Origin of the sequence: Streptomyces sp. NPDC057877 (genome assembly GCF_042796855.1) — a bacterium.
GTDB lineage: Bacteria > Actinomycetota > Actinomycetes > Streptomycetales > Streptomycetaceae > Streptomyces.
On record NZ_JBHVMS010000007.1, the window covers coordinates 445620 to 466182 of the forward strand.

Sequence of the window (20563 nt, forward strand, 5' to 3'; positions counted from 1 at the left end):
ACCCGCCCCCCACTCGGCCGTCCCCGACCGGCGCCCGGGCGGTACAGCTCTTACGCTCGGGTCATGTCAGAGGTGTACGCGGCTCGCCGGACGCGGCTGAGGGAGCGGTGCAACGCGGGTGGCAGCGCGGCGGCGCTGGTCTCGCGGGGCGCCAATGTGCGGTATCTCGCGGGTGCGGCGCCCAAGGGGGCCGCCCTGCTGCTGGGCAGGCGCGAGGATCTGCTGGTCTGCGCCGGCCCGCCCAACGACCGTCCCGCCGAGGGCAGGCCGGACGAGGCGCTGCGGGTGCACGTCCTGCCCGGCCCTGGCGGTGATCCGGCCGTCGCGGCGGCCGACCTCGCCACCGCGCAGGGCGCCGACTCGCTCGCCGTGGAGGAGCACCACCTCACCGTGGCCCGGCACCGCGCCATCGGCTCGGTCGCCCCGCGGCTGCGCCTGGCCGACCTGGGCGGCGCGGTCGAGCAGCTCAGGGTGGTCAAGGACGAGGAGGAGATCTCCTGTCTGCGGATCGGCGCGGAGATCGCCGACCAGGCGCTGGGCGAACTGCTGGAGTCCATCCTGGTGGGCCGCACGGAACGGCATCTCGCCCTGGAGCTGGAGCGGCGGCTCGTCGACCACGGCGCCGACGGGCCCGCCTTCCCCACCTCCGTGGGCACCGGCCCGCACGCCGGGCGCCGTGGTCACCGGCCCACCGACCGGCGCGTGGAGGAGGGCGACTTCCTCTCCGTCTGCCTGGGCGCCACGTACCGCGGCTACCGCTGTGAGATCGGCCGTACCTTCGTCATCGGCACCAGTCCGGCGGACTGGCAGATCGAGCTGTACGATCTCGTGTTCGCCGCCCAGCGGGCCGGTCGGGAGGCCCTGGCCCCCGGCGCCAGCTTCCGCGACGTGGACCGCGCGGCCCGGCAGGTACTGGACTCCGCCGGGCACGGCGAGCGGCTGCAAACGCTGACCGGGCACGGTGTCGGGCTCGAAATCGACGAGGACCCTCAGTTGGCTCCCTCGGCCATGGGTAAACTGGACGCTTGCGTGCCGGTCACCGTCGAACCGGGGGTCCACCTCCCGGGCCGGGGTGGTGTCCGGATCGATGACACGCTCGTCGTACGCCCCGAGGCGGACGGCGGACCCGAGCTACTCACCATCACGACCAAGGAGCTGCTCGCGCTGTAGGCGCGTGCCCCGGGGTCGTCCACGTCAGTCCAGGAGATTCCGCAACCGTGGCTTCCACGAACGACCTCAAGAACGGCCTGGTGCTCAAGCTCGAAGGCGGCCAGCTCTGGTCCGTCGTCGAGTTCCAGCACGTCAAGCCCGGCAAGGGCCCCGCCTTCGTGCGCACCAAGCTCAAGAACGTGCTCTCGGGCAAGGTGGTCGACAAGACCTTCAACGCCGGCGTCAAGGTCGAGACGGCCACTGTCGACAAGCGTGACATGCAGTTCTCCTACATGGACGGCGAGTACTTCGTCTTCATGGACATGGAGACCTACGACCAGCTCATGGTCGACCGCAAGGCCGTCGGCGACGCCGCCAACTTCCTGATCGAGGGCTTCACCGCCACCGTCGCGCAGCACGAGGGCGAGGTGCTGTTCGTCGAGCTGCCCGCCGCCGTCGAGCTGACCGTCCAGGAGACCGAGCCGGGCGTCCAGGGCGACCGCTCCACCGGCGGCACCAAGCCCGCCACCCTGGAGACCGGCCACCAGATCCAGGTCCCGCTTTTCATCACCACCGGTGAGAAGATCAAGGTCGACACCCGCTCGAGCGACTACCTCGGCCGGGTGAACAGCTAACCGTGGCTGCCCGCAACACGGCCCGCAAGCGCGCCTTCCAGATCCTCTTCGAGGGCGACCAGCGCGGCGCCGACGTCCTGACGGTCCTCGCGGACTGGATCCGGCTGTCCCGGTCCGACCCGCGCCAGCCGCCGGTGAGCGAGTACACGATGCAGCTCGTCGAGGGCTACGCGGAGCACACGACCCGCATCGACGAGCTGATCGCCCAGTACGCGGTCGGCTGGACGCTGGACCGGATGCCGGTGGTCGACCGCAACATCCTGCGGCTCGGCGCGTACGAGCTGATCTGGGTCGACGAGACCCCGGACGCGGTCGTGCTGGACGAGATGGTGCAGCTGGCCAAGGAGTTCTCCACGGACGAGTCACCGTCGTTCGTCAACGGTCTGCTGGGCCGTCTGAAGGACCTCAAGCCGTCTCTGCGGCGTGCCGAGGACTGAGCCAGGCCCGTCCGCCGACGAGCCGGGGACAAGACGCCGAAGGGGCCACAGCAGCGCGCTGTGGCCCCTTCGGCGTCCCGATGTCCGCCCCGTTACTCCGGCGGTACGTTTCTGCGGGGTGACGCGGGCGGTCAGCCCTCGTCGTGGGAGACCGCGCGGCGGGCGTCCGCGTCCAGCACGCCCCAGCTGATCAGCTGCTCGGTGAGGACCGAGGGCGACTGGTCGTAGATGACGGCGAGTGTGCGCAGGTCGTCCTGGCGGATCGACAGCACCTTGCCGTTGTAGTCGCCGCGCTGGGACTGGATCGTCGCCGCGTACCGCTGGAGGGGGCCCGCCTTCTCGGCCGGGACCGTGGCCAGCCGCTCCAGGTCGAGGACCAGCTTCGGCGGCGGCTCGGCGGCCCCGCCCGGGGTGGTGCCCGGCAGCAGTTCCTGTACGGGAACGCCGTAGAAATCCGCCAGCTCCGCAAGGCGCTGCACGGTCACGGCGCGGTCGCCACGCTCGTACGAACCGACCACGACCGCCTTCCAGCGTCCCTGGGACTTCTCCTCGACACCGTGGAGGGAAAGGCCCTGCTGGGTGCGGATGGCCCGGAGCTTGGCCCCGAGCTGTTTGGCGTATTCGCTGGACATATAGCTCCCCGGACACTGTGTCGACGCGGCCGGCCGTCTTCCATGCCGCGCAGTTGGTAACTCACTGTGAGGTTACGCAGCGTTACTCTCCCGCGTCAAGCCGAATGGTCCGCACCGACTCTTCCGTGGTATCGGTGGCCGGTTGGGCCAGACGGGTGGTTCTGAGGCGGTCCAAGGGTGATCCACGGCGTGATCCGGGGGTGTTCGGGAGCGATCCGGGGGGCGCGCGGAGGTGCCGAGCGGGCCTGCTACCGTGTATGGCGCAATCCCGACGTCCTTTAAAGTCCGTCCCGTGAGGCGGAGAAGGGGGTCCGTTTCGTATGGACAAGCAGGACAAGCAAGGCAGGCAGAGCCCGTCAGGCAAGCAGGCCAGGCAGCAGGACGCGCAGGCGTCCGACGCCCGGCCCGTGCTCGAAGGGCCCGACATCGCGCGGGTACTGACCCGCATTGCCCACGAGATCGTCGAGCGCGCCAAGGGCGCCGACGACGTGGTGCTCCTCGGCATCCCGACCCGGGGCGTCTTCCTCGCCCAGCGGCTTGCCGCCAAGCTGGAGCAGATCACCGAGCGCAAGGTGCCGTGCGGCTCGCTCGACATCACCATGTACCGCGACGACCTGCGCATGCACCCGCCGCGCGCGCTGGCCCGCACCGAGATCCCCGGTGACGGCATCGACGGCCGCCTGGTCGTCCTCGTCGACGACGTGCTCTTCTCCGGCCGCACCATCCGCGCCGCCCTCGACGCCCTGAACGACATCGGGCGCCCGCGCGCGGTGCAGCTCGCGGTCCTCGTCGACCGGGGCCACCGCGAACTGCCCATCCGCGCCGACTACGTCGGCAAGAACCTCCCCACGTCGCTGCGGGAGACGGTCAAGGTCCTGCTCGCCGAGGAGGACGGTCGCGACACCGTGCTGCTCGGCGCCAAGCCGGACCCCCAGTAGCAGCCGAGGCGTACGCCACCGCCGTACGCCTGCTCCGGTGCGCCCGCACGCGCACCCGTCTGCCCCGAAATCTCCCGTTCTCCCGAACGAACTGCCTTACGGAGCCTGAAAGATGCAGCGTCATCTCATCTCGGCCGCCGACCTCACCCGCGACGACGCCGTCCTGATCCTCGACACCGCCGAGGAGATGGCCCGGGTAGCGGACCGGCCCATCAAGAAGCTGCCGACCCTGCGCGGTCGCACCGTGGTCAACCTCTTCTTCGAGGACTCCACCCGCACCCGGATCTCCTTCGAGGCCGCCGAGAAGCGGCTGTCCGCCGACGTCATCAACTTCACCGCCAAGGGCTCCAGCGTCTCCAAGGGCGAGTCCCTGAAGGACACCGCCCAGACGCTGGAGGCCATGGGCGTCGACGCGGTCGTCATCCGGCACGGCGCCTCCGGCGCGCCCTACCGGCTGGCCAACTCCGGCTGGATCGACGCCGCCGTCATCAACGCCGGTGACGGCACCCACCAGCACCCGACCCAGGCCCTGCTCGACGCCTTCACCATGCGCCGCCGTCTGGTCGGGCGGGACGCCGGGCTCGGCAAGGACCTGTCCGGGCGCCGCATCACGCTCGTCGGCGACGTCCTGCACAGCCGCGTCGCCCGCTCCAACGTCGACCTGCTGCACACCCTCGGCGCCGAGGTCACCCTCGTCGCCCCGCCCACCCTGCTGCCGGTCGGCGTCGAGACCTGGCCGTGCGAGGTCTCCTACGACCTGGACGCGGTGCTGCCCAAGTCCGACGCCGTGATGATGCTGCGCGTCCAGCGCGAGCGGATGAACGCCGCGTTCTTCCCGACCGAGCGCGAGTACTCCCGCCGCTACGGCCTCGACGGCGACCGCATGGCGCGGATGCCCGAGCACGCCATAGTGATGCACCCCGGCCCGATGGTGCGCGGCATGGAGATCACCGCCGAGGTCGCCGACTCCGACCGCTGCACCGTCGTCGAGCAGGTCACCAACGGGGTCTCCATCCGCATGGCCGTGCTGTACCTGCTGCTGGGCGGCAACGAGCCCGCCGTCACCCACGCCCGTACCACCGAGGAGAAGTAAGACCCATGAGCAAGATCCTGATCCGTGGTGCGAAGGTGCTCGGCGGCGAGCCCCAGGACGTCCTGATCAACGGCGAGACCATCGCCGAGGTGGGCACCGGCCTGTCCGGCGAGAGCGTCGAGGGCGCCGAGGTCGTCGAGGCCGACGGCAAGGTGCTGCTGCCGGGCCTGGTCGACCTGCACACCCATCTGCGTGAGCCCGGCCGCGAGGATTCCGAGACCGTCCTCACCGGCACCCGCGCCGCCGCCTCCGGCGGCTACACGGCCGTGTTCGCCATGGCCAACACCTTCCCCGTCGCCGACACCGCCGGAGTCGTCGAGCAGGTCTGGCGACTGGGCCGGGAGCACGGCTACTGCGATGTGCGGCCTATCGGCGCCGTCACCGTCGGCCTCGACGGCAAGAAGCTCGCCGAGCTGGGCGCCATGCACGAGTCGGCCGCCGGGGTCACCGTCTTCTCCGACGACGGCAAGTGCGTCCACGACGCCGTGATCATGCGGCGGGCGCTGGAGTACGTGAAGGCCTTCGGCGGTGTCGTCGCCCAGCACGCCCAGGAGCCGCGGCTGACCGAGGGCGCCCAGATGAACGAGGGCGTCGTCTCCGCCGAACTCGGGCTCGGCGGCTGGCCCGCCGTCGCCGAGGAGTCGATCATCGCGCGGGACGTGCTGCTCGCCGAACACGTCGGCTCGCGCGTGCACATCTGCCACCTGTCCACCGCCGGGTCCGTGGAGATCGTCCGCTGGGCCAAGTCGCGCGGCATCGACGTGACCGCCGAGGTCACCCCGCACCACCTCCTCCTCACGGAGGAGATGGTCCGCAGCTACAACCCCGTCTACAAGGTCAACCCGCCGCTGCGCACCGAGCGCGACGTACTGGCCCTGCGCGAGGCGCTCGCGGACGGCACGATCGACATCGTCGCCACCGACCACGCCCCGCACCCGCACGAGGACAAGGACTGCGAGTGGGCCGCCGCCGCCATGGGCATGGTCGGCCTGGAGACCGCGTTGTCAGTGGTCCAGGAGACGATGGTGGACACGGGCCTGCTGGACTGGGCCGGGGTAGCCGACCGGATGTCCTTCACGCCCGCCCGGATCGGTCAGGCCACCGGCCACGGCCGCCCTGTCTCGGCAGGTGAGCCCGCCAACCTCACCCTCGTCGACACGGCATACCGTGGCTCCGTGGACCCCGCTGGCTTCGCCTCGCGCAGCCGCAACACCCCCTACGAGGGGCGTGAGCTGCCGGGCCGGGTCACGCACACCTGGCTGCGGGGCAAGGCCACCCTCGTCGACGGGAAGCTCACGTGACATCCGTAATCCTGCTGGCCGCCGAGAAGGAATCGGCGGAAGTGACCGACTGGGCCGCCCGGATCGGCTGGGTCATCGGTCTCATCCTGTTCGTCGCGCTCGTCTACTGGCTGATGCGCGAGGGCTGGAAGTGGCGCGGCACCCTCCAAGGGGACCTGCCGGAGCTGCCCAGCGCGCCGGAGGAGCCCGGCGAGGCGAGACTGACCATGGAGGGCCGCTACCACGGCTCCACCACCGCCGGTCAGTGGCTGGACCGCATCGTGGCGCACGGCCTGGGCACCCGCAGCCGGGTCGAGCTGACCCTGACGGACGCGGGCCTGGACGTCGTACGCCCCGGAGCGGCCGACTTCTTCGTCCCCGCCGCCGCGCTGCGCGAGGCCCGGCTCGACAAGGGCATCGCGGGCAAGGTCCTCACCGAGGGCGGACTGCTCGTGGTGACCTGGGCACACGGCGAGAAACTGATCGACTCCGGGTTCCGCTCCGACCGCGCGGCCGAGCACAACGCCTGGGTCACCACTCTGAACGACATGATCAACAAGATGGAAGGCGCACGATGACGACCTCCACAAGGGGAACCACCAAGGTTCCCGCCGTACTCGTCCTGGAGGACGGCCGGATGTTCCGCGGCCGTGCCTACGGGGCCGTGGGGGAGACCTTCGGTGAAGCGGTGTTCTCCACCGGCATGACCGGCTACCAGGAGACCCTCACCGACCCGTCGTACCACCGCCAGGTCGTCGTGATGACCGCCCCGCACGTCGGCAACACCGGTGTGAACGACGAGGACCCCGAGTCCCGGAAGATCTGGGTCGCGGGCTACGTCGTGCGCGACCCCGCGCGCGTGCCGTCCAACTGGCGCTCCCGGCGCTCCCTCGACGAGGAGCTGGCCACCCAGGGCGTCGTCGGCATCAGCGGCATCGACACCCGCGCCCTGACCCGGCACCTGCGCGAGCGCGGTGCCATGCGGGTCGGCATCTTCTCCGGCAACGCGCTGCCCGACGAGGGCACCATGCTCGCCGAGGTCCGCCAGGCCCCCGAGATGAAGGGCGCCGACCTGTCGGCCGAGGTCGCCACCAAGGAGCCGTACGTCGTCCCCGCGATCGGCGAGAAGAAGTTCACCGTCGCCGCCGTCGACCTCGGCATCAAGGGCATGACCCCGCACCGGATGGCCGAGCGCGGCATAGAGGTCCACGTCCTGCCCGCCACCGCGAGCGTGGAGGACGTCTACGCCGTCCAGCCCGACGGCGTGTTCTTCTCCAACGGCCCCGGCGACCCCGCCACCGCCGACCACGCCGTCTCCGTGATGCGGGGCGTCCTGGAGCAGGGCACGCCCCTGTTCGGCATCTGCTTCGGCAACCAGATCCTGGGCCGCGCGCTCGGGTTCGGCACCTACAAGCTCAAGTACGGCCACCGCGGCATCAACCAGCCCGTCCAGGACCGTACGACCGGCAAGGTCGAGGTCACCGCGCACAACCACGGCTTCGCCGTCGACGCCCCGCTCGACCAGGTCTCCGACACCCCCTACGGCCGCGCCGAGGTCTCCCACGTCTGCCTCAACGACAACGTGGTGGAGGGGCTCCAGCTCCTCGACCGCCCGGCGTTCAGCGTCCAGTACCACCCCGAAGCGGCAGCGGGCCCCCATGACGCCGCCTACCTGTTCGACCGCTTCGTGAAGCTCATGGAGGGCCAGCGTGCCTAAGCGCACCGATATCCAGTCCGTCCTGGTCATCGGCTCCGGCCCGATCGTCATCGGCCAGGCCGCCGAGTTCGACTACTCCGGCACCCAGGCGTGCCGGGTCCTCAAGGCCGAGGGCCTGCGCGTCGTCCTGGTGAACTCCAACCCGGCGACGATCATGACCGACCCGGAGATCGCCGACGCCACCTACGTCGAGCCGATCACCCCCGAGTTCGTCGAGAAGATCATCGCCAAGGAGCGGCCCGACGCCCTGCTGCCCACCCTGGGCGGCCAGACGGCCCTCAACACCGCGATCTCGCTGCACGACAACGGCGTCCTGGAGAAGTACGGCGTCGAACTGATCGGCGCCAACGTCCGGGCCATCCACAAGGGCGAGGACCGCGACCAGTTCAAGGAGGTCGTGGAGGAGGTCCGCCGGAAGATCGGGCACGGCGAGTCCGCCCGCTCGGTGATCTGCCACTCCATGGACGACGTCCTCGCCGGTGTCGAGGAGCTGGGCGGCTACCCCGTCGTCGTACGCCCCTCCTTCACCATGGGCGGCGCCGGTTCCGGCTTCGCGCACGACGAGGACGAACTGCGCCGGATCGCCGGTCAGGGCCTCACGCTCTCCCCGACCACCGAGGTGCTCCTGGAGGAGTCCATCCTCGGCTGGAAGGAGTACGAGCTGGAGCTGATGCGCGACAAGCACGACAACGTCGTGGTCGTCTGCTCCATCGAGAACTTCGACCCGATGGGCGTGCACACCGGCGACTCGATCACCGTCGCCCCCGCGATGACGCTCACCGACCGCGAGTACCAGGTGCTGCGGGACGTCGGCATCGCGATCATCCGCGAGGTCGGCGTCGACACCGGCGGCTGCAACATCCAGTTCGCGGTGAACCCCGTCGACGGCCGGGTCATCGTCATCGAGATGAACCCGCGCGTGTCGCGGTCCTCGGCGCTCGCCTCCAAGGCGACCGGCTTCCCGATCGCCAAGATCGCCGCCAAGCTCGCCGTGGGCTACACCCTCGACGAGATCCCGAACGACATCACCCAGGAGACCCCGGCCTCCTTCGAGCCGACCCTCGACTACGTCGTGGTCAAGGCGCCCCGGTTCGCCTTCGAGAAGTTCCCGCAGGCCGACTCCACGCTGACCACCACCATGAAGTCGGTCGGCGAGGCCATGGCCATCGGCCGCAACTTCACCGAGGCCTTCCAGAAGGCGCTGCGCTCGCTGGAGAAGAAGGGCAGCCAGTTCACGTTCGTGGGCGAGCCCGGCGACAAGCAGACGCTGCTGGAGGAGTCCGTACGGCCCACCGACGGCCGTATCAACACCGTCATGGCGGCCATCCGCGCGGGCGCCACGCCCGAGGAGGTCTTCGAGTACACGAAGATCGACCCCTGGTTCGTCGACCAGCTCTTCCTGATCAAGGAGATCGCCGACGAACTGGCCGAGGCCCCCGAGCTGACCCCCGAACTGCTCGCCGAGGCCAAGCGGCACGGCTTCTCGGACGTCCAGATCGGCGAGATCCGGGGTCTGCGCGAGGACGTGGTCCGCGAGGTGCGGCACGCCCTCGGTGTCCGCCCGGTCTACAAGACGGTCGACACCTGCGCCGCCGAGTTCGCCGCCCGGACGCCGTACTTCTACTCCTCCTACGACGAGGAGACCGAGGTCGCCCCGCGCGAGAAGCCCGCGGTCATCATCCTGGGCTCCGGCCCCAACCGCATCGGCCAGGGCATCGAGTTCGACTACTCCTGCGTCCACGCCTCCTTCGCGCTGTCCGACGCCGGGTACGAGACCGTGATGGTCAACTGCAACCCCGAGACCGTCTCCACGGACTACGACACCTCCGACCGCCTGTACTTCGAGCCGCTGACGCTCGAGGACGTGCTGGAGATCGTCCACGCCGAGCGGCAGGCCGGACCCGTCGCGGGCGTCATCGTCCAGCTCGGCGGCCAGACCCCGCTGGGCCTGTCGCAGGCGCTGAAGGACAACGGCGTGCCGATCGTCGGCACCTCCCCGGAGGCCATCCACGCCGCCGAGGACCGCGGCGCCTTCGGCCGCGTGCTCGCCGAGGCGGGCCTGCCCGCCCCCAAGCACGGCACCGCCACCACCTTCGCCGAGGCCAAGGCCATCGCCGACGAGATCGGCTACCCGGTCCTCGTCCGGCCGTCGTACGTACTCGGCGGACGCGGCATGGAGATCGTCTACGACGAGGCGCGGCTGTCGTCCTACATCGCCGAGTCGACCGAGATCAGCCCCTCCCGGCCGGTCCTCGTCGACCGGTTCCTGGACGACGCGATCGAGATCGACGTGGACGCCCTCTACGACGGCGAGGAGCTGTACCTCGGCGGTGTGATGGAGCACATCGAGGAGGCCGGCATCCACTCCGGCGACTCCGCGTGCGCGCTGCCCCCGATCACCCTCGGCGGCTTCGACATCAAGCGGCTGCGCGCCTCCACCGAGGGCATCGCCAAGGGCGTCGGCGTGCGCGGCCTGATCAACATCCAGTTCGCGCTGGCCGGGGACATCCTCTACGTCCTGGAGGCCAACCCGCGCGCGTCGCGCACCGTCCCCTTCACCTCGAAGGCGACGGCCGTGCCGCTGGCGAAGGCCGCCGCCCGGATCTCGCTGGGCGCGACCATCGCCGAACTGCGCGCGGAGGGGCTGCTGCCCAAGGAGGGCGACGGCGGTGAACTGCCGCTGGACGCGCCGATCTCCGTCAAGGAGGCCGTGATGCCGTGGTCGCGGTTCCGCGACATCCACGGCCGCGGCGTCGACACCGTCCTCGGCCCGGAGATGCGCTCCACCGGCGAGGTCATGGGCATCGACTCCGTCTTCGGCACCGCCTACGCCAAGTCGCAGGCCGGTGCGTACGGCCCGCTGCCGACCAAGGGCCGCGCCTTCATCTCGGTCGCCAACCGCGACAAGCGGTCGATGATCTTCCCGGCCCGGGAGCTGGTCGCGCACGGCTTCGAACTGCTCGCCACCTCCGGCACCGCCGAGGTCCTCAAGCGCAACGGCATCAACGCCACCGTGGTGCGCAAGCAGTCCGAGGGCCCCGGCCCGAACGGCGAGCGGACCGTCGTCCAGCTCATCCACGACGGCGAGGTCGACCTCATCGTCAACACCCCGTACGGCACCGGTGGCCGCCTCGACGGCTACGACATCCGCACGGCAGCCGTGGCCCGCTCGGTACCGTGCCTGACCACGGTCCAGGCGCTCGCGGCGGCCGTCCAGGGCATCGACGCGCTCAACCACGGCGACGTGGGCGTCCGGTCGCTCCAGGAACACGCGCAATTCCTGACCGCGGCCCGCGACTAGCGGCCCGACGAGGGGGACACCGGAAACGGTGTCCCCCTCTTCATGAGGGCACCGGCTTTCCAAGGACACCTGGACACCTGGACACACGGACACCATGTACAAGATCTTCTTCAACCTGCTCTTCCGGCGCATGGACCCGGAGCAGGCCCACCACCTCGCCTTCCGCTGGATCCGCCTGGCCGCGCGCGTCCCCGTCCTGCGCACCTTCGTCGCGGCCGTGCTCGCGCCCCGCTACGAGGAGCTGCGCACCGAGGCCCTGGGGCTGCGCATGCACGGCCCCTTCGGGCTGGCCGCGGGCTTCGACAAGAACGCCGTCGCGATCGACGGCATGGCGATGCTCGGCTTCGACCACGTCGAGATCGGCACCGTCACCGGGGAGCCGCAGCCCGGCAACCCCAAGAAGCGGCTGTTCCGGCTGGTGCCGGACCGGGCGCTCATCAACCGCATGGGCTTCAACAACGACGGCTCGGCGGCCGTGGCGGCCCGTCTGGCGGCCCGCGAGGAGGTCTTCAGGACCGTCGTAGGCGTCAACATCGGCAAGACCAAGGTCGTCCCGGAGGAGGAGGCCGCCGCGGACTACGTGACATCCGCCGAGCGCCTCGCGCCGTACGCCGACTACCTCGTGGTGAACGTGTCGTCGCCCAACACGCCCGGCCTGCGCAACCTCCAGGCCACCGAGGCGCTGCGCCCCCTGCTGAGCGCCGTCCGCGAGGCCGCCGACCGCGCCGTCACCGCGCGGCGCGTGCCGCTGCTGGTCAAGATCGCGCCCGACCTCGCGGACGAGGACGTCGACGCGGTGGCCGACCTGGCGGTGGAGCTGGGCCTGGACGGCATCATCGCCACCAACACCACCATCGCGCGCGAGGGACTCGGCCTGACCTCCGAACCCGCCCTCGTCGCGGAGACCGGCGGTCTGTCCGGCGCGCCGCTGAAGGCCCGCTCCCTGGAGGTGCTGCGGCGGCTGTACGCGCGCGTGGGCGACCGCATCACCCTGATCGGCGTCGGCGGCGTCGAGGACGCCGAGGACGCCTGGCAGCGCATCCTCGCGGGCGCCACCCTGGTCCAGGGCTACAGCGCCTTCATCTACGAGGGCCCCTTCTGGTGCCGGGCGATCCACAAGGGCCTCGCCGCCCGCCTGCGCACCAGCCCCTACGCCACCCTCGCCGACGCCGTCGGCGCCGACGTGAAGGAGACCGCATGACAGCGCTCGAACCGTTCGGAGCCCGGCTGCGCCGCGCCATGGACGAGCGTGGCCCGCTGTGCGTCGGCATCGACCCGCACGCGTCCCTGCTCACCGAGTGGGGCCTGAACGACGACGTGGCCGGTCTGGAGCGGTTCAGCCGCACGGTCGTCGAGGCGATGGCCGACCGGGTCGCCGTCCTCAAGCCGCAGAGCGCGTTCTTCGAGCGCTTCGGCTCGCGCGGGGTCGCGGTTCTGGAGACGACCGTGGCGGAGGCCCGCGCGGCCGGTGCGCTGATCCTCATGGACGCCAAGCGCGGCGACATCGGCTCCACCATGACCGCCTACGCCGAGTCGTTCCTGCACAAGGACGCCCCGCTGTTCTCCGACGCGCTGACCGTCTCGCCGTACCTCGGCTACGGATCGCTCGCGCCCGCCGTCGAGCTGGCCCGGGAGACCGGTGCCGGGTTGTTCGTGCTGGCGCTGACCTCCAATCCGGAGGGCGGTGAGGTGCAGCACGCGCTGCGCGCCGACGGCCGCACTGTGGGCGCGACGATGCTCGCCCACCTCGCCGCCGAGAACGCGGGCGAGCAGCCGATGGGCTCCTTCGGCGCCGTCGTCGGGGCCACGCTGGGTGACCTGTCGTCGTACGACCTGGAGATCAACGGCCCGCTGCTCGCGCCCGGCATCGGCGCTCAGGGGGCCACTCCGGCCGATCTTCCTGGGGTCTTCGGGGCCGCGGTCCGCAATGTGGTGCCGAACGTCAGCCGGGGAGTGCTGCGGCACGGTCCCGATGTCGTCGCGCTGCGTGCTGCCGCGGACCGGTTCGCCGAGGAGATCCGGGCGGCCGTGGCGGCTGTCTGAGGGTGCCGGTGAGGGCCTCGGGAGCTTCCAGGCCCTGGATACATCCTCAAATCCGGGGCAATATGTCTGGAATGTACGTCCTGACAGAGGCTGACCAGGACTTTTCCGCTGTTCTCGCTGACTCTGGCGGACTTGCCCGCTAGTCTCCGACGAGAGGACGGGCAAGCGTGTTGCTCGTGGCTCCCCAGGTGTGGGGCGACTAGGTTCCTCACCGGTCCGTATCCGACAGTTCGACATCCGAGGTGACGTAGGCGTGGCTCTTCCGCCCCTTACCCCCGAACAGCGCGCAGCCGCGCTCGAAAAGGCCGCCGCGGCTCGCCGGGAGCGGGCCGAGGTCAAGAATCGACTCAAGCACTCCGGCGCCTCCCTTCACGAGGTCATCAAGCAGGGCCAGGAGAATGACGTCATCGGCAAGATGAAGGTCTCCGCACTCCTTGAGTCCCTGCCGGGCGTGGGCAAGGTCCGCGCCAAGCAGATCATGGAGCGACTCGGAATCTCCGAGAGCCGCCGCGTGCGCGGCCTCGGTTCCAACCAGATCGCCTCCCTGGAGCGCGAGTTCGGGAGCACCGGCTCCTGAGTCCCGGGCACCGGGCGATTGCTGGAATAATCGCTGCATGAGTGAACGTCCGCGGCTGACCGTGCTCTCCGGCCCCTCGGGGGTCGGCAAGAGCACGGTCGTCGCCCATATGCGCAAGGAACACCCCGAGGTCTGGCTCTCGGTCTCGGCGACGACCCGCAGGCCCCGCCCCGGCGAGCGGCACGGAGTCCACTACTTCTTCGTCACCGACGAGGAGATGGACAAGCTGATCGCCAACGGCGAGCTGCTGGAGTGGGCCGAGTTCGCCGGGAACCGCTACGGCACGCCGCGCGCGGCCGTGCTGGAGCGGCTGGAGGCGGGTGAGCCGGTGCTGCTGGAGATCGACCTCCAGGGCGCCCGGCAGGTCCGCGACACCATGCCGGAGGCCCAGCTGGTGTTCCTGGCTCCGCCCTCCTGGGAGGAGCTGGTGCGCAGGCTCACCGGCCGGGGCACCGAGCTGCCCGACGTGATCGAACGCCGTCTCGAGGCGGCGAAGATCGAACTGGCGGCCGAGCCGGAGTTCGACATGACCTTGATCAACACCTCCGTCGAGGACGTGGCCCGCGAGCTGCTAGCCTTGATGGCAGTCGTGTGATCATGACTGATCTTTTCCCATCCATCGGAAGGTAGAGCGTGTCCTCTTCCATCTCCGCGCCCGAGGGCATCATCAACCCGCCGATCGACGAGCTTCTCGAGGCCACCGACTCGAAGTACAGCCTCGTGATCTACGCGGCCAAGCGGGCCCGCCAGATCAACGCGTACTACTCGCAGCTCGGCGAGGGTCTCCTCGAGTACGTCGGTCCCCTCGTCGACACCCACGTCCACGAGAAGCCGCTCTCGATCGCCCTCCGCGAGATCAACGCGGGTCTGCTGACGTCCGAGGCCATCGAGGGTCCGGCGCAGTAGCAAGCCGCGACGGCAGCGGTAGTATTCTCAGCCTGAAGCTGACTCATCCACAGGCCCGGCAGCGCGACTGCCGGGCCTGTGGTGTGTGATGGGGTCGTACGTTCTTCGAGGTGCGGGGAGACACGGTGGACAAGCCGAGGGTCGTTCTGGGGGTCAGCGGTGGCATCGCCGCGTACAAGGCCTGTGAGCTGCTGCGCAGACTGACGGAGTCGGGACATGACGTCCGCGTCGTGCCGACCGCCTCCGCCCTGCACTTCGTCGGCGCCGCGACCTGGTCGGCCCTCTCCGGCCACCCCGTCTCCACCGAGGTCTGGGACGACGTCCACGAGGTGCCGCACGTCCGCATCGGCCAGCACGCGGACCTCGTCGTCGTCGCCCCGGCCACCGCCGACACGCTCGCCAGGGCGGCCCACGGCCTCGCCGACGACCTGCTGACCAACACCCTGCTCACCGCCCGCTGCCCGGTCGTCTTCGCCCCCGCCATGCACACCGAGATGTGGGAGCACCCCGCCACCCAGGAGAACGTGGCGGCGCTGCGCCGCCGCGGCGCCGTCGTCGTCGAACCGGCCGTCGGCCGCCTCACCGGCGTCGACACCGGCAAGGGCCGCCTCCCCGATCCCGCCGAGCTCTTCGAGGTCTGCCGCCGGGTGCTCGCCCGCGGCGTGACCGAGCCCGATCTGAAGGGCCGCCACGTGGTGGTCAGCGCGGGCGGCACCCGCGAGCCCCTCGACCCCGTCCGCTTCCTCGGCAACCGCTCCTCCGGCAAGCAGGGCTACGCCCTCGCCCGTACGGCGGCGGCGCGCGGCGCCCGGGTCACGCTGATCTCGGCCAACACCGGCCTGCCCGACCCGGCGGGCGTGGACGTCGTCCCGGTGGGCACCGCGGTGCAGCTGCGGGAGGCGGTGCTGAAGGCCGCCGCCGACGCCGACGCCGTGGTGATGGCCGCGGCGGTCGCGGACTTCCGCCCCGCGGTCTACGCCTCCGGGAAGATCAAGAAGCAGGACGGCCAGGACCCCGAGCCCGTGGCCCTGGTGCGCAACCCCGACATCCTCGCGGAGATCTCCGCCGACCGGGCCCGCCCCGGACAGGTGGTCGTCGGCTTCGCCGCCGAGACCGACGACGTCCTGGCCAACGGCCGCACCAAGCTCCACCGCAAGGGCTGCGACCTGCTCGTGGTGAACGAGGTCGGCGAGCGCAAGACCTTCGGCGCCGAGGAGAACGAGGCCGTGGTGCTCGGCGCCGACGGCAGCGAGACACCCGTACCGCACGGTCCGAAGGAGGCGCTGGCCGACGTCGTCTGGGACCTGGTGGCGGCCCGGCTCTCCTGACTCCCACCCCGGCCCCCACCCCTGACCCCCTCCGCTGACCTTAGGGAACGCCGGAGTGTGGCTGGAGTGGCGATACATTGCGGTGTGGCGACCCTGGCCAACGCGGTGGGCCATTGGGCAGAATGCGCATGCCGCAGGTCACAGCCCTCCCAAGAGGCGAGACGGGGGTCCGGTGGCCGAACGCGACAGATAAACTGTTCTCGGACGACGCCGGGCGCAGCCTCCGTCCCGTCCGCCAATGATCAGCCAGCAGCCGCTGCAACCCCAGGGAGCGTTGTGTCCCGTCGCCTGTTCACCTCGGAGTCCGTCACCGAGGGCCACCCCGACAAGATCGCTGACCAGATCAGCGACACCATTCTCGACGCACTCCTTCGTGAGGACCCGCACTCCCGGGTCGCGGTCGAGACCCTGATCACTACCGGCCTCGTGCATGTCGCCGGTGAGGTCACGACCAAGACCTACGCGCCGATCGCGCAGCTGGTGCGCGACAAGATCCTGGAGATCGGCTACGACTCCTCCAAGAAGGGCTTCGACGGCGCTTCCTGCGGTGTGTCGGTGTCGATCGGCGCGCAGTCCCCGGACATCGCGCAGGGCGTGGACACCGCCTACGAGACCCGCGTCGAGGGCGACGAGGACGAGCTGGACCGGCAGGGCGCCGGTGACCAGGGCCTGATGTTCGGCTACGCGACGGACGAGACGCCGACGCTGATGCCGCTGCCGATCTTCCTCGCCCACCGGCTCTCCAGCCGACTGTCCGAGGTCCGCAAGAACGGGACCATCCCCTACCTGCGCCCCGACGGCAAGACCCAGGTCACCATCGAGTACGACGGCGACAAGGCGGTCCGCCTGGACACGGTCGTGGTCTCCTCCCAGCACGCCTCCGACATCGACCTGGACTCACTGCTGGCCCCGGACATCCGGGAGTTCGTGGTCGAGCCGGAGCTGAAGGCGCTGCTGGAGGACGGCATCAAGCTCGACACCGAGAACTACCGCCTGCTGGTCAACCCGACCGGCCGCTTCGAGATCGGCGGCCCGATGGGCGACGCCGGTCTGACCGGCCGCAAGATCATCATCGACACGTACGGCGGCATGGCCCGCCACGGCGGCGGCGCCTTCTCCGGCAAGGACCCGTCCAAGGTCGACCGCTCCGCCGCCTACGCCATGCGCTGGGTCGCCAAGAACGTCGTCGCGGCGGGCCTGGCCTCCCGCTGCGAGGTCCAGGTCGCCTACGCGATCGGCAAGGCCGAGCCCGTCGGTCTCTTCGTGGAGACCTTCGGCACCCACAAGGTCGACACCGAGAAGATCGAGCAGGCCATCGAGCAGGTCTTCGACCTGCGCCCGGCCGCCATCATCCGCGATCTCGACCTGCTCCGCCCGATCTACTCCCAGACCGCCGCGTACGGTCACTTCGGCCGTGAGCTGCCCGACTTCACCTGGGAGCGCACGGACCGGGTGGAGGCGCTGCGGCAGGCGGCGGGGCTGTAGTTTCCCCGGTCGCCGTGCCGAGTCGACTCGGTGAGGCCCGGTCTCCCCTCGGGGAGGCCGGGCCTTCGCGTGGGGCGGACTCGGGGCGGCGCCGTTGTCAGTGGCGTTTGGTAAGAATGCAAGCGTGAGCAGCGACAACGGGCAGGGGAGTGGCGGTGGCGAAGGGGCGCCGCCGCCGGAGCAGCTCGCGCTGATCCGGGAGAGCGTGCGGGGGGCGCGCGCGCCCCGGGCCAAGCCACGGACCTGGCGGGGGGCCGCGCTGGCGGGACGGTTGCCGGTCGCACGCGTGCTGGTCGACAAGGGGGTACTGCATCTCGACCGGTACTTCGACTACGCCGTACCGGAGGAACTGGACGCCGACGCCCAGCCCGGGGTGCGGGTGCGGGTGCGGTTCGGGGCCGGTCGGCACCGGGTGCGGGAGGGGCGCCGGGAGGGCGGGGGGCTGATCGACGGGTTCCTGATCGAGCGGCGGGCCGAGTCCGACTACTCCGGGCCGCTGGCCGCGCTCGCGCAGGTCGTGTCCCCCGAGCCCGTGCTGAGCGAGGAACTGCTGGGTCTCGCGCGGGCCGTCGCCGACCGGTATGCGGGAAGCCTCGCCGATGTGCTGCAACTGGCCGTGCCGCCGCGCAGCGCACGGGCGGAGCAGCGGCCGTCGCCCGCGCCACTGCCGCCACCACCGGCGCCGGAGGCGGGCCCATGGGCGCGCTACGAGCGAGGGGCCGCGTTCCTTGAGTCCCTGGCCTCCGGAGGCGCCCCGCGGGCCGTGTGGCAGGCGCTGCCCGGTCCCGCGTGGAGCGAGGAGCTGGCCCGTGCCGTCGCCGCGACGCTCGCCTCGGGGCGCGGGGCCCTGGTCGTCGTACCGGACGGGCGGGCCGCCGCGCGGGTCGACGCCGCGCTGACGGCGGTCCTGGGGGAGGGGCGGCATGCGCTGCTCACCGCCGACGCCGGACCGGAGAAGCGGTACCGCGAGTGGCTCGCGGTGCGGCGGGGGTCCGTGCGGGCCGTCGTCGGGACCCGTGCCGCCATGTTCGCGCCGGTCCAGGACCTCGGACTGGTCGCCCTCTGGGACGACGGCGACGACAGCCACAGCGAACCGCACGCACCGCAGCCGCACGCCCGTGAGGTGCTGCTGCTGCGGGCCGCCCAGGACCGGTGCGGGTTCCTGCTGGGGGGCCTCGGTTGCACCGTGGAGGGCGCGCAGCTCGTCGACAGCGGCTGGGCCCTGCCGCTGGTCGCCTCCCGGGAGCAGGTGCGGGCCGCCGCCCCGCTGGTGCGGACGGTGGGCGACACGGACCTGGCGCGGGACGAGGCCGCCCGGGCCGCCCGGCTGCCGACGCTGGCCTGGCAGGCGATCCGGGAAGGGCTCAAGCAGGGACCGGTGCTCGTGCAGGTGCCCCGGCGCGGATACGTGCCGCGGATGGCCTGCGCCCAGTGCCGGGCCCCCGCGCGGTGCCGTCACTGCGCCGGGCCGCTGGAGGCGCGGGAGTCCGCGGCGCTGTCCTGCGGATGGTGCGGGCGCGAGGAGAGCGCCTGGCACTGCCCGGAGTGCGGGTCCTTCCGGCTGCGCGCCCAGATCGTGGGAGCGCGGCGGACCGCCGAGGAGCTGGGCCGCGCCTTTCCCGCCGTACCGGTGCGGACCTCGGGGCGTGAGCACGTGCTCGACACCGTGCCCGGGGCGCCCGCGCTGGTGGTGAGCACCCCGGGCGCCGAGCCGGTCGCCGAGGGCGGTTACGCCGCCGCCCTGCTGCTCGACGGCTGGGCCATGCTCGGGCGGCCCGACCTGCGGGCCGGGGAGGACGCGCTGCGCCGCTGGATCGCCGCGGCGGCGCTGGTCCGGCCGCAGTCGGCGGGCGGCACCGTGGTGGTGGTCGCGGAGCCGACCCTGCGACCCGTGCAGGCGCTGGTGCGCTGGGACCCCGTGGGACACGCCGTGCGCGAACTCGCCGAGCGGGCCGAGCTGGGCTTCCCGCCGGTGTCCCGGATGGCCGCCGTGTCCGGGCCGCCGGAGGCGGTCGCCGAATTCCTCGGCACGGCCGAACTGCCCTTGGAGGCCGAGGTCCTGGGGCCCGTGCCGATGCCCGGCACCGCGGCGGGGCGCCCCCGGCGGCCGGGCGCGCCACCGCCCGGGGAGCACTGGGACCGGGCGCTCATCCGGGTGCCACCGGGGCGGGGGGCCGCGCTGGCGGCGGCGCTGAAGGCCGCGCAGGCGGCGCGGATGGCCCGCGGGGGCGGGCAGGCGGGGGCGGGGGGACAGGCGGTGCGGGTGCGCATCGATCCGCCCGACATCGGCTGAGCTGCCTGCCCCTGGATACGGCTGCCCTCCCGGAGTGTGCCGGGAGGGCGGGGCTCGGCAGCCGTAGCTGGCGGCGGGGTCAGCCGTTGCGCGGACCCGGGAAGGCCGTCGGCCTGACGTCCTCGCGGAGGGCGGGGCTGCCCGCCGTCGGCTGGGTCGGCATCGAGCGGGCCGCCGGGACCGTGGGCATCGACGGGATACCGGTGTTGACGCTGACGGTGCGGGTGCCCGATGGTTCGGCGGAGCGCTCCGCCTCGGCGGCGGCCTGGGTCGTGGCGCGGCGGGAGCCGTAACGGCGGTGCACCGCCTGCTTGGTGACCCCGAGCGCCGAGCCCACCGCGTCCCACGAGAAGCCGAGCGAGCGATCGAAGTCGACCGCCGCCGTGACCAGGGTCTCGACGCTGTCGCGCAGCTCCTGCGCGAGGCGGACGGTCGGGGCGGGGGCGCGTCCGTAGACGACGAAGCCCGTGGCGGGGCCGGAGCGGCGCGGACGGTAGACGTTGCCCAATTGGGCGGTGAGTGTGCGCAGTGCGTCCACCTGCCGGCGGACCCGCTCGATGTCCCGCACCAGCAAGTGCAGGCTGGCCCGAGCCTGGGCGTCGTGGGTTGCGTGGTCGGCCATGAACAAGCCTCTCGAACCGGCGTTGAGGAGAAAGGATCGGGCCGCTGCCGCGGCCCGTGGGTCAACTCTTTCTAGACCAACGCCTTTTTGCGTGACTGGTCACGCTCGAGGGGCGTAAGGGCATATG

19 protein-coding genes are annotated in these 20563 nt (G+C 71.4%); 17 read left to right on the plus strand and 2 right to left on the minus strand.

Features of this window, described 5'->3' with window-relative positions; translation table 11 throughout:
- The first annotated feature begins 63 nt into the window (after positions 1-63).
- The 3 genes from ACFVQG_RS23595 to nusB are packed head-to-tail and all read left to right on the plus strand — an operon-like array spanning position 64 to position 2221.
- Positions 64-1170, plus strand: coding sequence for an aminopeptidase P family protein (locus tag ACFVQG_RS23595; RefSeq protein WP_383386720.1), 1107 nt, complete (start codon positions 64-66; stop codon positions 1168-1170).
- A 47-nt stretch (positions 1171-1217) separates the two neighbouring features.
- Entirely contained in the window at positions 1218-1784 is a 567-nt protein-coding gene (gene efp, locus ACFVQG_RS23600; RefSeq protein WP_383386723.1) for an elongation factor P, read from the plus strand.
- Positions 1785-1786: 2 nt separating this feature from the next.
- Complete coding sequence (gene nusB, locus ACFVQG_RS23605) at positions 1787-2221, plus strand: transcription antitermination factor NusB (RefSeq protein ID WP_383386726.1); 435 nt, start codon at positions 1787-1789, stop codon at positions 2219-2221.
- A 131-nt stretch (positions 2222-2352) separates the two neighbouring features.
- On the opposite strand, the gene bldD is transcribed toward nusB, so the two are convergent.
- Positions 2353-2853, minus strand: coding sequence for a transcriptional regulator BldD (bldD, locus tag ACFVQG_RS23610; protein ID WP_383386729.1), 501 nt, complete (start codon positions 2851-2853; stop codon positions 2353-2355).
- A gap of 320 nt (positions 2854-3173) precedes the next feature.
- On the opposite strand from bldD, the gene pyrR reads away from it, so the two are divergent.
- The 14 genes from pyrR to ACFVQG_RS23680 all read left to right on the plus strand — a co-directional run bounded on the left by pyrR (position 3174) and on the right by ACFVQG_RS23680 (position 19814).
- Positions 3174-3791, plus strand: a complete 618-nt coding sequence (gene pyrR / locus ACFVQG_RS23615) for a bifunctional pyr operon transcriptional regulator/uracil phosphoribosyltransferase PyrR (protein ID WP_383386732.1) — start codon at positions 3174-3176, stop codon at positions 3789-3791.
- Between the two features lie 112 nt (positions 3792-3903).
- On the plus strand, positions 3904-4884 hold the full coding sequence (locus tag ACFVQG_RS23620; RefSeq protein WP_383386735.1) for an aspartate carbamoyltransferase catalytic subunit: 981 nt from the start codon (positions 3904-3906) through the stop codon (positions 4882-4884).
- Between the two features lie 5 nt (positions 4885-4889).
- Positions 4890-6185 carry a dihydroorotase gene (locus tag ACFVQG_RS23625; protein WP_383386738.1) on the plus strand — a complete coding sequence of 432 codons (1296 nt, stop codon included), beginning with the start codon at positions 4890-4892 and terminating at the stop codon, positions 6183-6185.
- Complete coding sequence (locus ACFVQG_RS23630; RefSeq protein ID WP_383386741.1) at positions 6182-6742, plus strand: hypothetical protein; 561 nt, start codon at positions 6182-6184, stop codon at positions 6740-6742. Before ACFVQG_RS23625 ends, ACFVQG_RS23630 begins: the two co-directional genes overlap by 4 nt.
- Entirely contained in the window at positions 6739-7881 is a 1143-nt protein-coding gene (gene carA, locus ACFVQG_RS23635) for a glutamine-hydrolyzing carbamoyl-phosphate synthase small subunit (protein ID WP_383386744.1), read from the plus strand. The genes ACFVQG_RS23630 and carA overlap by 4 nt, the downstream gene beginning before the upstream one ends.
- Entirely contained in the window at positions 7874-11182 is a 3309-nt protein-coding gene (gene carB, locus ACFVQG_RS23640; RefSeq protein WP_383386747.1) for a carbamoyl-phosphate synthase large subunit, read from the plus strand. The genes carA and carB overlap by 8 nt, the downstream gene beginning before the upstream one ends.
- Before the next feature lie 94 nt (positions 11183-11276).
- Positions 11277-12383 carry a quinone-dependent dihydroorotate dehydrogenase gene (locus ACFVQG_RS23645; protein ID WP_383386750.1) on the plus strand — a complete coding sequence of 369 codons (1107 nt, stop codon included), beginning with the start codon at positions 11277-11279 and terminating at the stop codon, positions 12381-12383.
- Positions 12380-13225, plus strand: a complete 846-nt coding sequence (gene pyrF / locus ACFVQG_RS23650; protein ID WP_383386753.1) for an orotidine-5'-phosphate decarboxylase — start codon at positions 12380-12382, stop codon at positions 13223-13225. Before ACFVQG_RS23645 ends, pyrF begins: the two co-directional genes overlap by 4 nt.
- Before the next feature lie 253 nt (positions 13226-13478).
- Positions 13479-13802: an integration host factor gene (locus ACFVQG_RS23655; RefSeq protein ID WP_003977346.1), complete on the plus strand. Its 324-nt coding sequence runs from the start codon at positions 13479-13481 to the stop codon at positions 13800-13802.
- Between the two features lie 37 nt (positions 13803-13839).
- Positions 13840-14397: a guanylate kinase gene (gene gmk, locus ACFVQG_RS23660; RefSeq protein ID WP_383386756.1), complete on the plus strand. Its 558-nt coding sequence runs from the start codon at positions 13840-13842 to the stop codon at positions 14395-14397.
- 38 nt (positions 14398-14435) lie between these two features.
- Entirely contained in the window at positions 14436-14708 is a 273-nt protein-coding gene (gene rpoZ, locus ACFVQG_RS23665) for a DNA-directed RNA polymerase subunit omega (RefSeq protein WP_003977348.1), read from the plus strand.
- Between the two features lie 125 nt (positions 14709-14833).
- Positions 14834-16036 (plus strand): bifunctional phosphopantothenoylcysteine decarboxylase/phosphopantothenate--cysteine ligase CoaBC, encoded by a 1203-nt coding sequence (gene coaBC, locus ACFVQG_RS23670; RefSeq protein WP_383386758.1) that lies wholly within the window; start codon positions 14834-14836, stop codon positions 16034-16036.
- 276 nt (positions 16037-16312) lie between these two features.
- The gene (metK, locus tag ACFVQG_RS23675) at positions 16313-17521 is read left to right on the plus strand and encodes a methionine adenosyltransferase (protein WP_383386760.1); all 1209 of its coding nucleotides are present in this window, start codon (positions 16313-16315) and stop codon (positions 17519-17521) included.
- 124 nt (positions 17522-17645) lie between these two features.
- Positions 17646-19814 (plus strand): primosomal protein N', encoded by a 2169-nt coding sequence (locus tag ACFVQG_RS23680; RefSeq protein WP_383386763.1) that lies wholly within the window; start codon positions 17646-17648, stop codon positions 19812-19814.
- Between the two features lie 79 nt (positions 19815-19893).
- Here the strand turns inward: ACFVQG_RS23680 and ACFVQG_RS23685 are convergent, their stop codons facing one another.
- On the minus strand, positions 19894-20436 hold the full coding sequence (locus ACFVQG_RS23685; protein WP_383386765.1) for a hypothetical protein: 543 nt from the start codon (positions 20434-20436) through the stop codon (positions 19894-19896).
- Between the last annotated feature and the right edge of the window lie 127 nt (positions 20437-20563).

Coding starts and splice junctions, on each gene's coding strand:
- ACFVQG_RS23595 (WP_383386720.1), top strand. CDS start 64: ATGTCAGAGGTGTACGCGGCTCGCCGGACGCGGCTGAGGGAGCGGTGC.
- bldD (WP_383386729.1), bottom strand. CDS start 2,853: ATGTCCAGCGAATACGCCAAACAGCTCGGGGCCAAGCTCCGGGCCATC.
- pyrR (WP_383386732.1), top strand. CDS start 3,174: ATGGACAAGCAGGACAAGCAAGGCAGGCAGAGCCCGTCAGGCAAGCAG.
- ACFVQG_RS23620 (WP_383386735.1), top strand. CDS start 3,904: ATGCAGCGTCATCTCATCTCGGCCGCCGACCTCACCCGCGACGACGCC.
- ACFVQG_RS23625 (WP_383386738.1), top strand. CDS start 4,890: ATGAGCAAGATCCTGATCCGTGGTGCGAAGGTGCTCGGCGGCGAGCCC.
- carA (WP_383386744.1), top strand. CDS start 6,739: ATGACGACCTCCACAAGGGGAACCACCAAGGTTCCCGCCGTACTCGTC.
- ACFVQG_RS23645 (WP_383386750.1), top strand. CDS start 11,277: ATGTACAAGATCTTCTTCAACCTGCTCTTCCGGCGCATGGACCCGGAG.
- pyrF (WP_383386753.1), top strand. CDS start 12,380: ATGACAGCGCTCGAACCGTTCGGAGCCCGGCTGCGCCGCGCCATGGAC.
- gmk (WP_383386756.1), top strand. CDS start 13,840: ATGAGTGAACGTCCGCGGCTGACCGTGCTCTCCGGCCCCTCGGGGGTC.
- ACFVQG_RS23685 (WP_383386765.1), bottom strand. CDS start 20,436: ATGGCCGACCACGCAACCCACGACGCCCAGGCTCGGGCCAGCCTGCAC.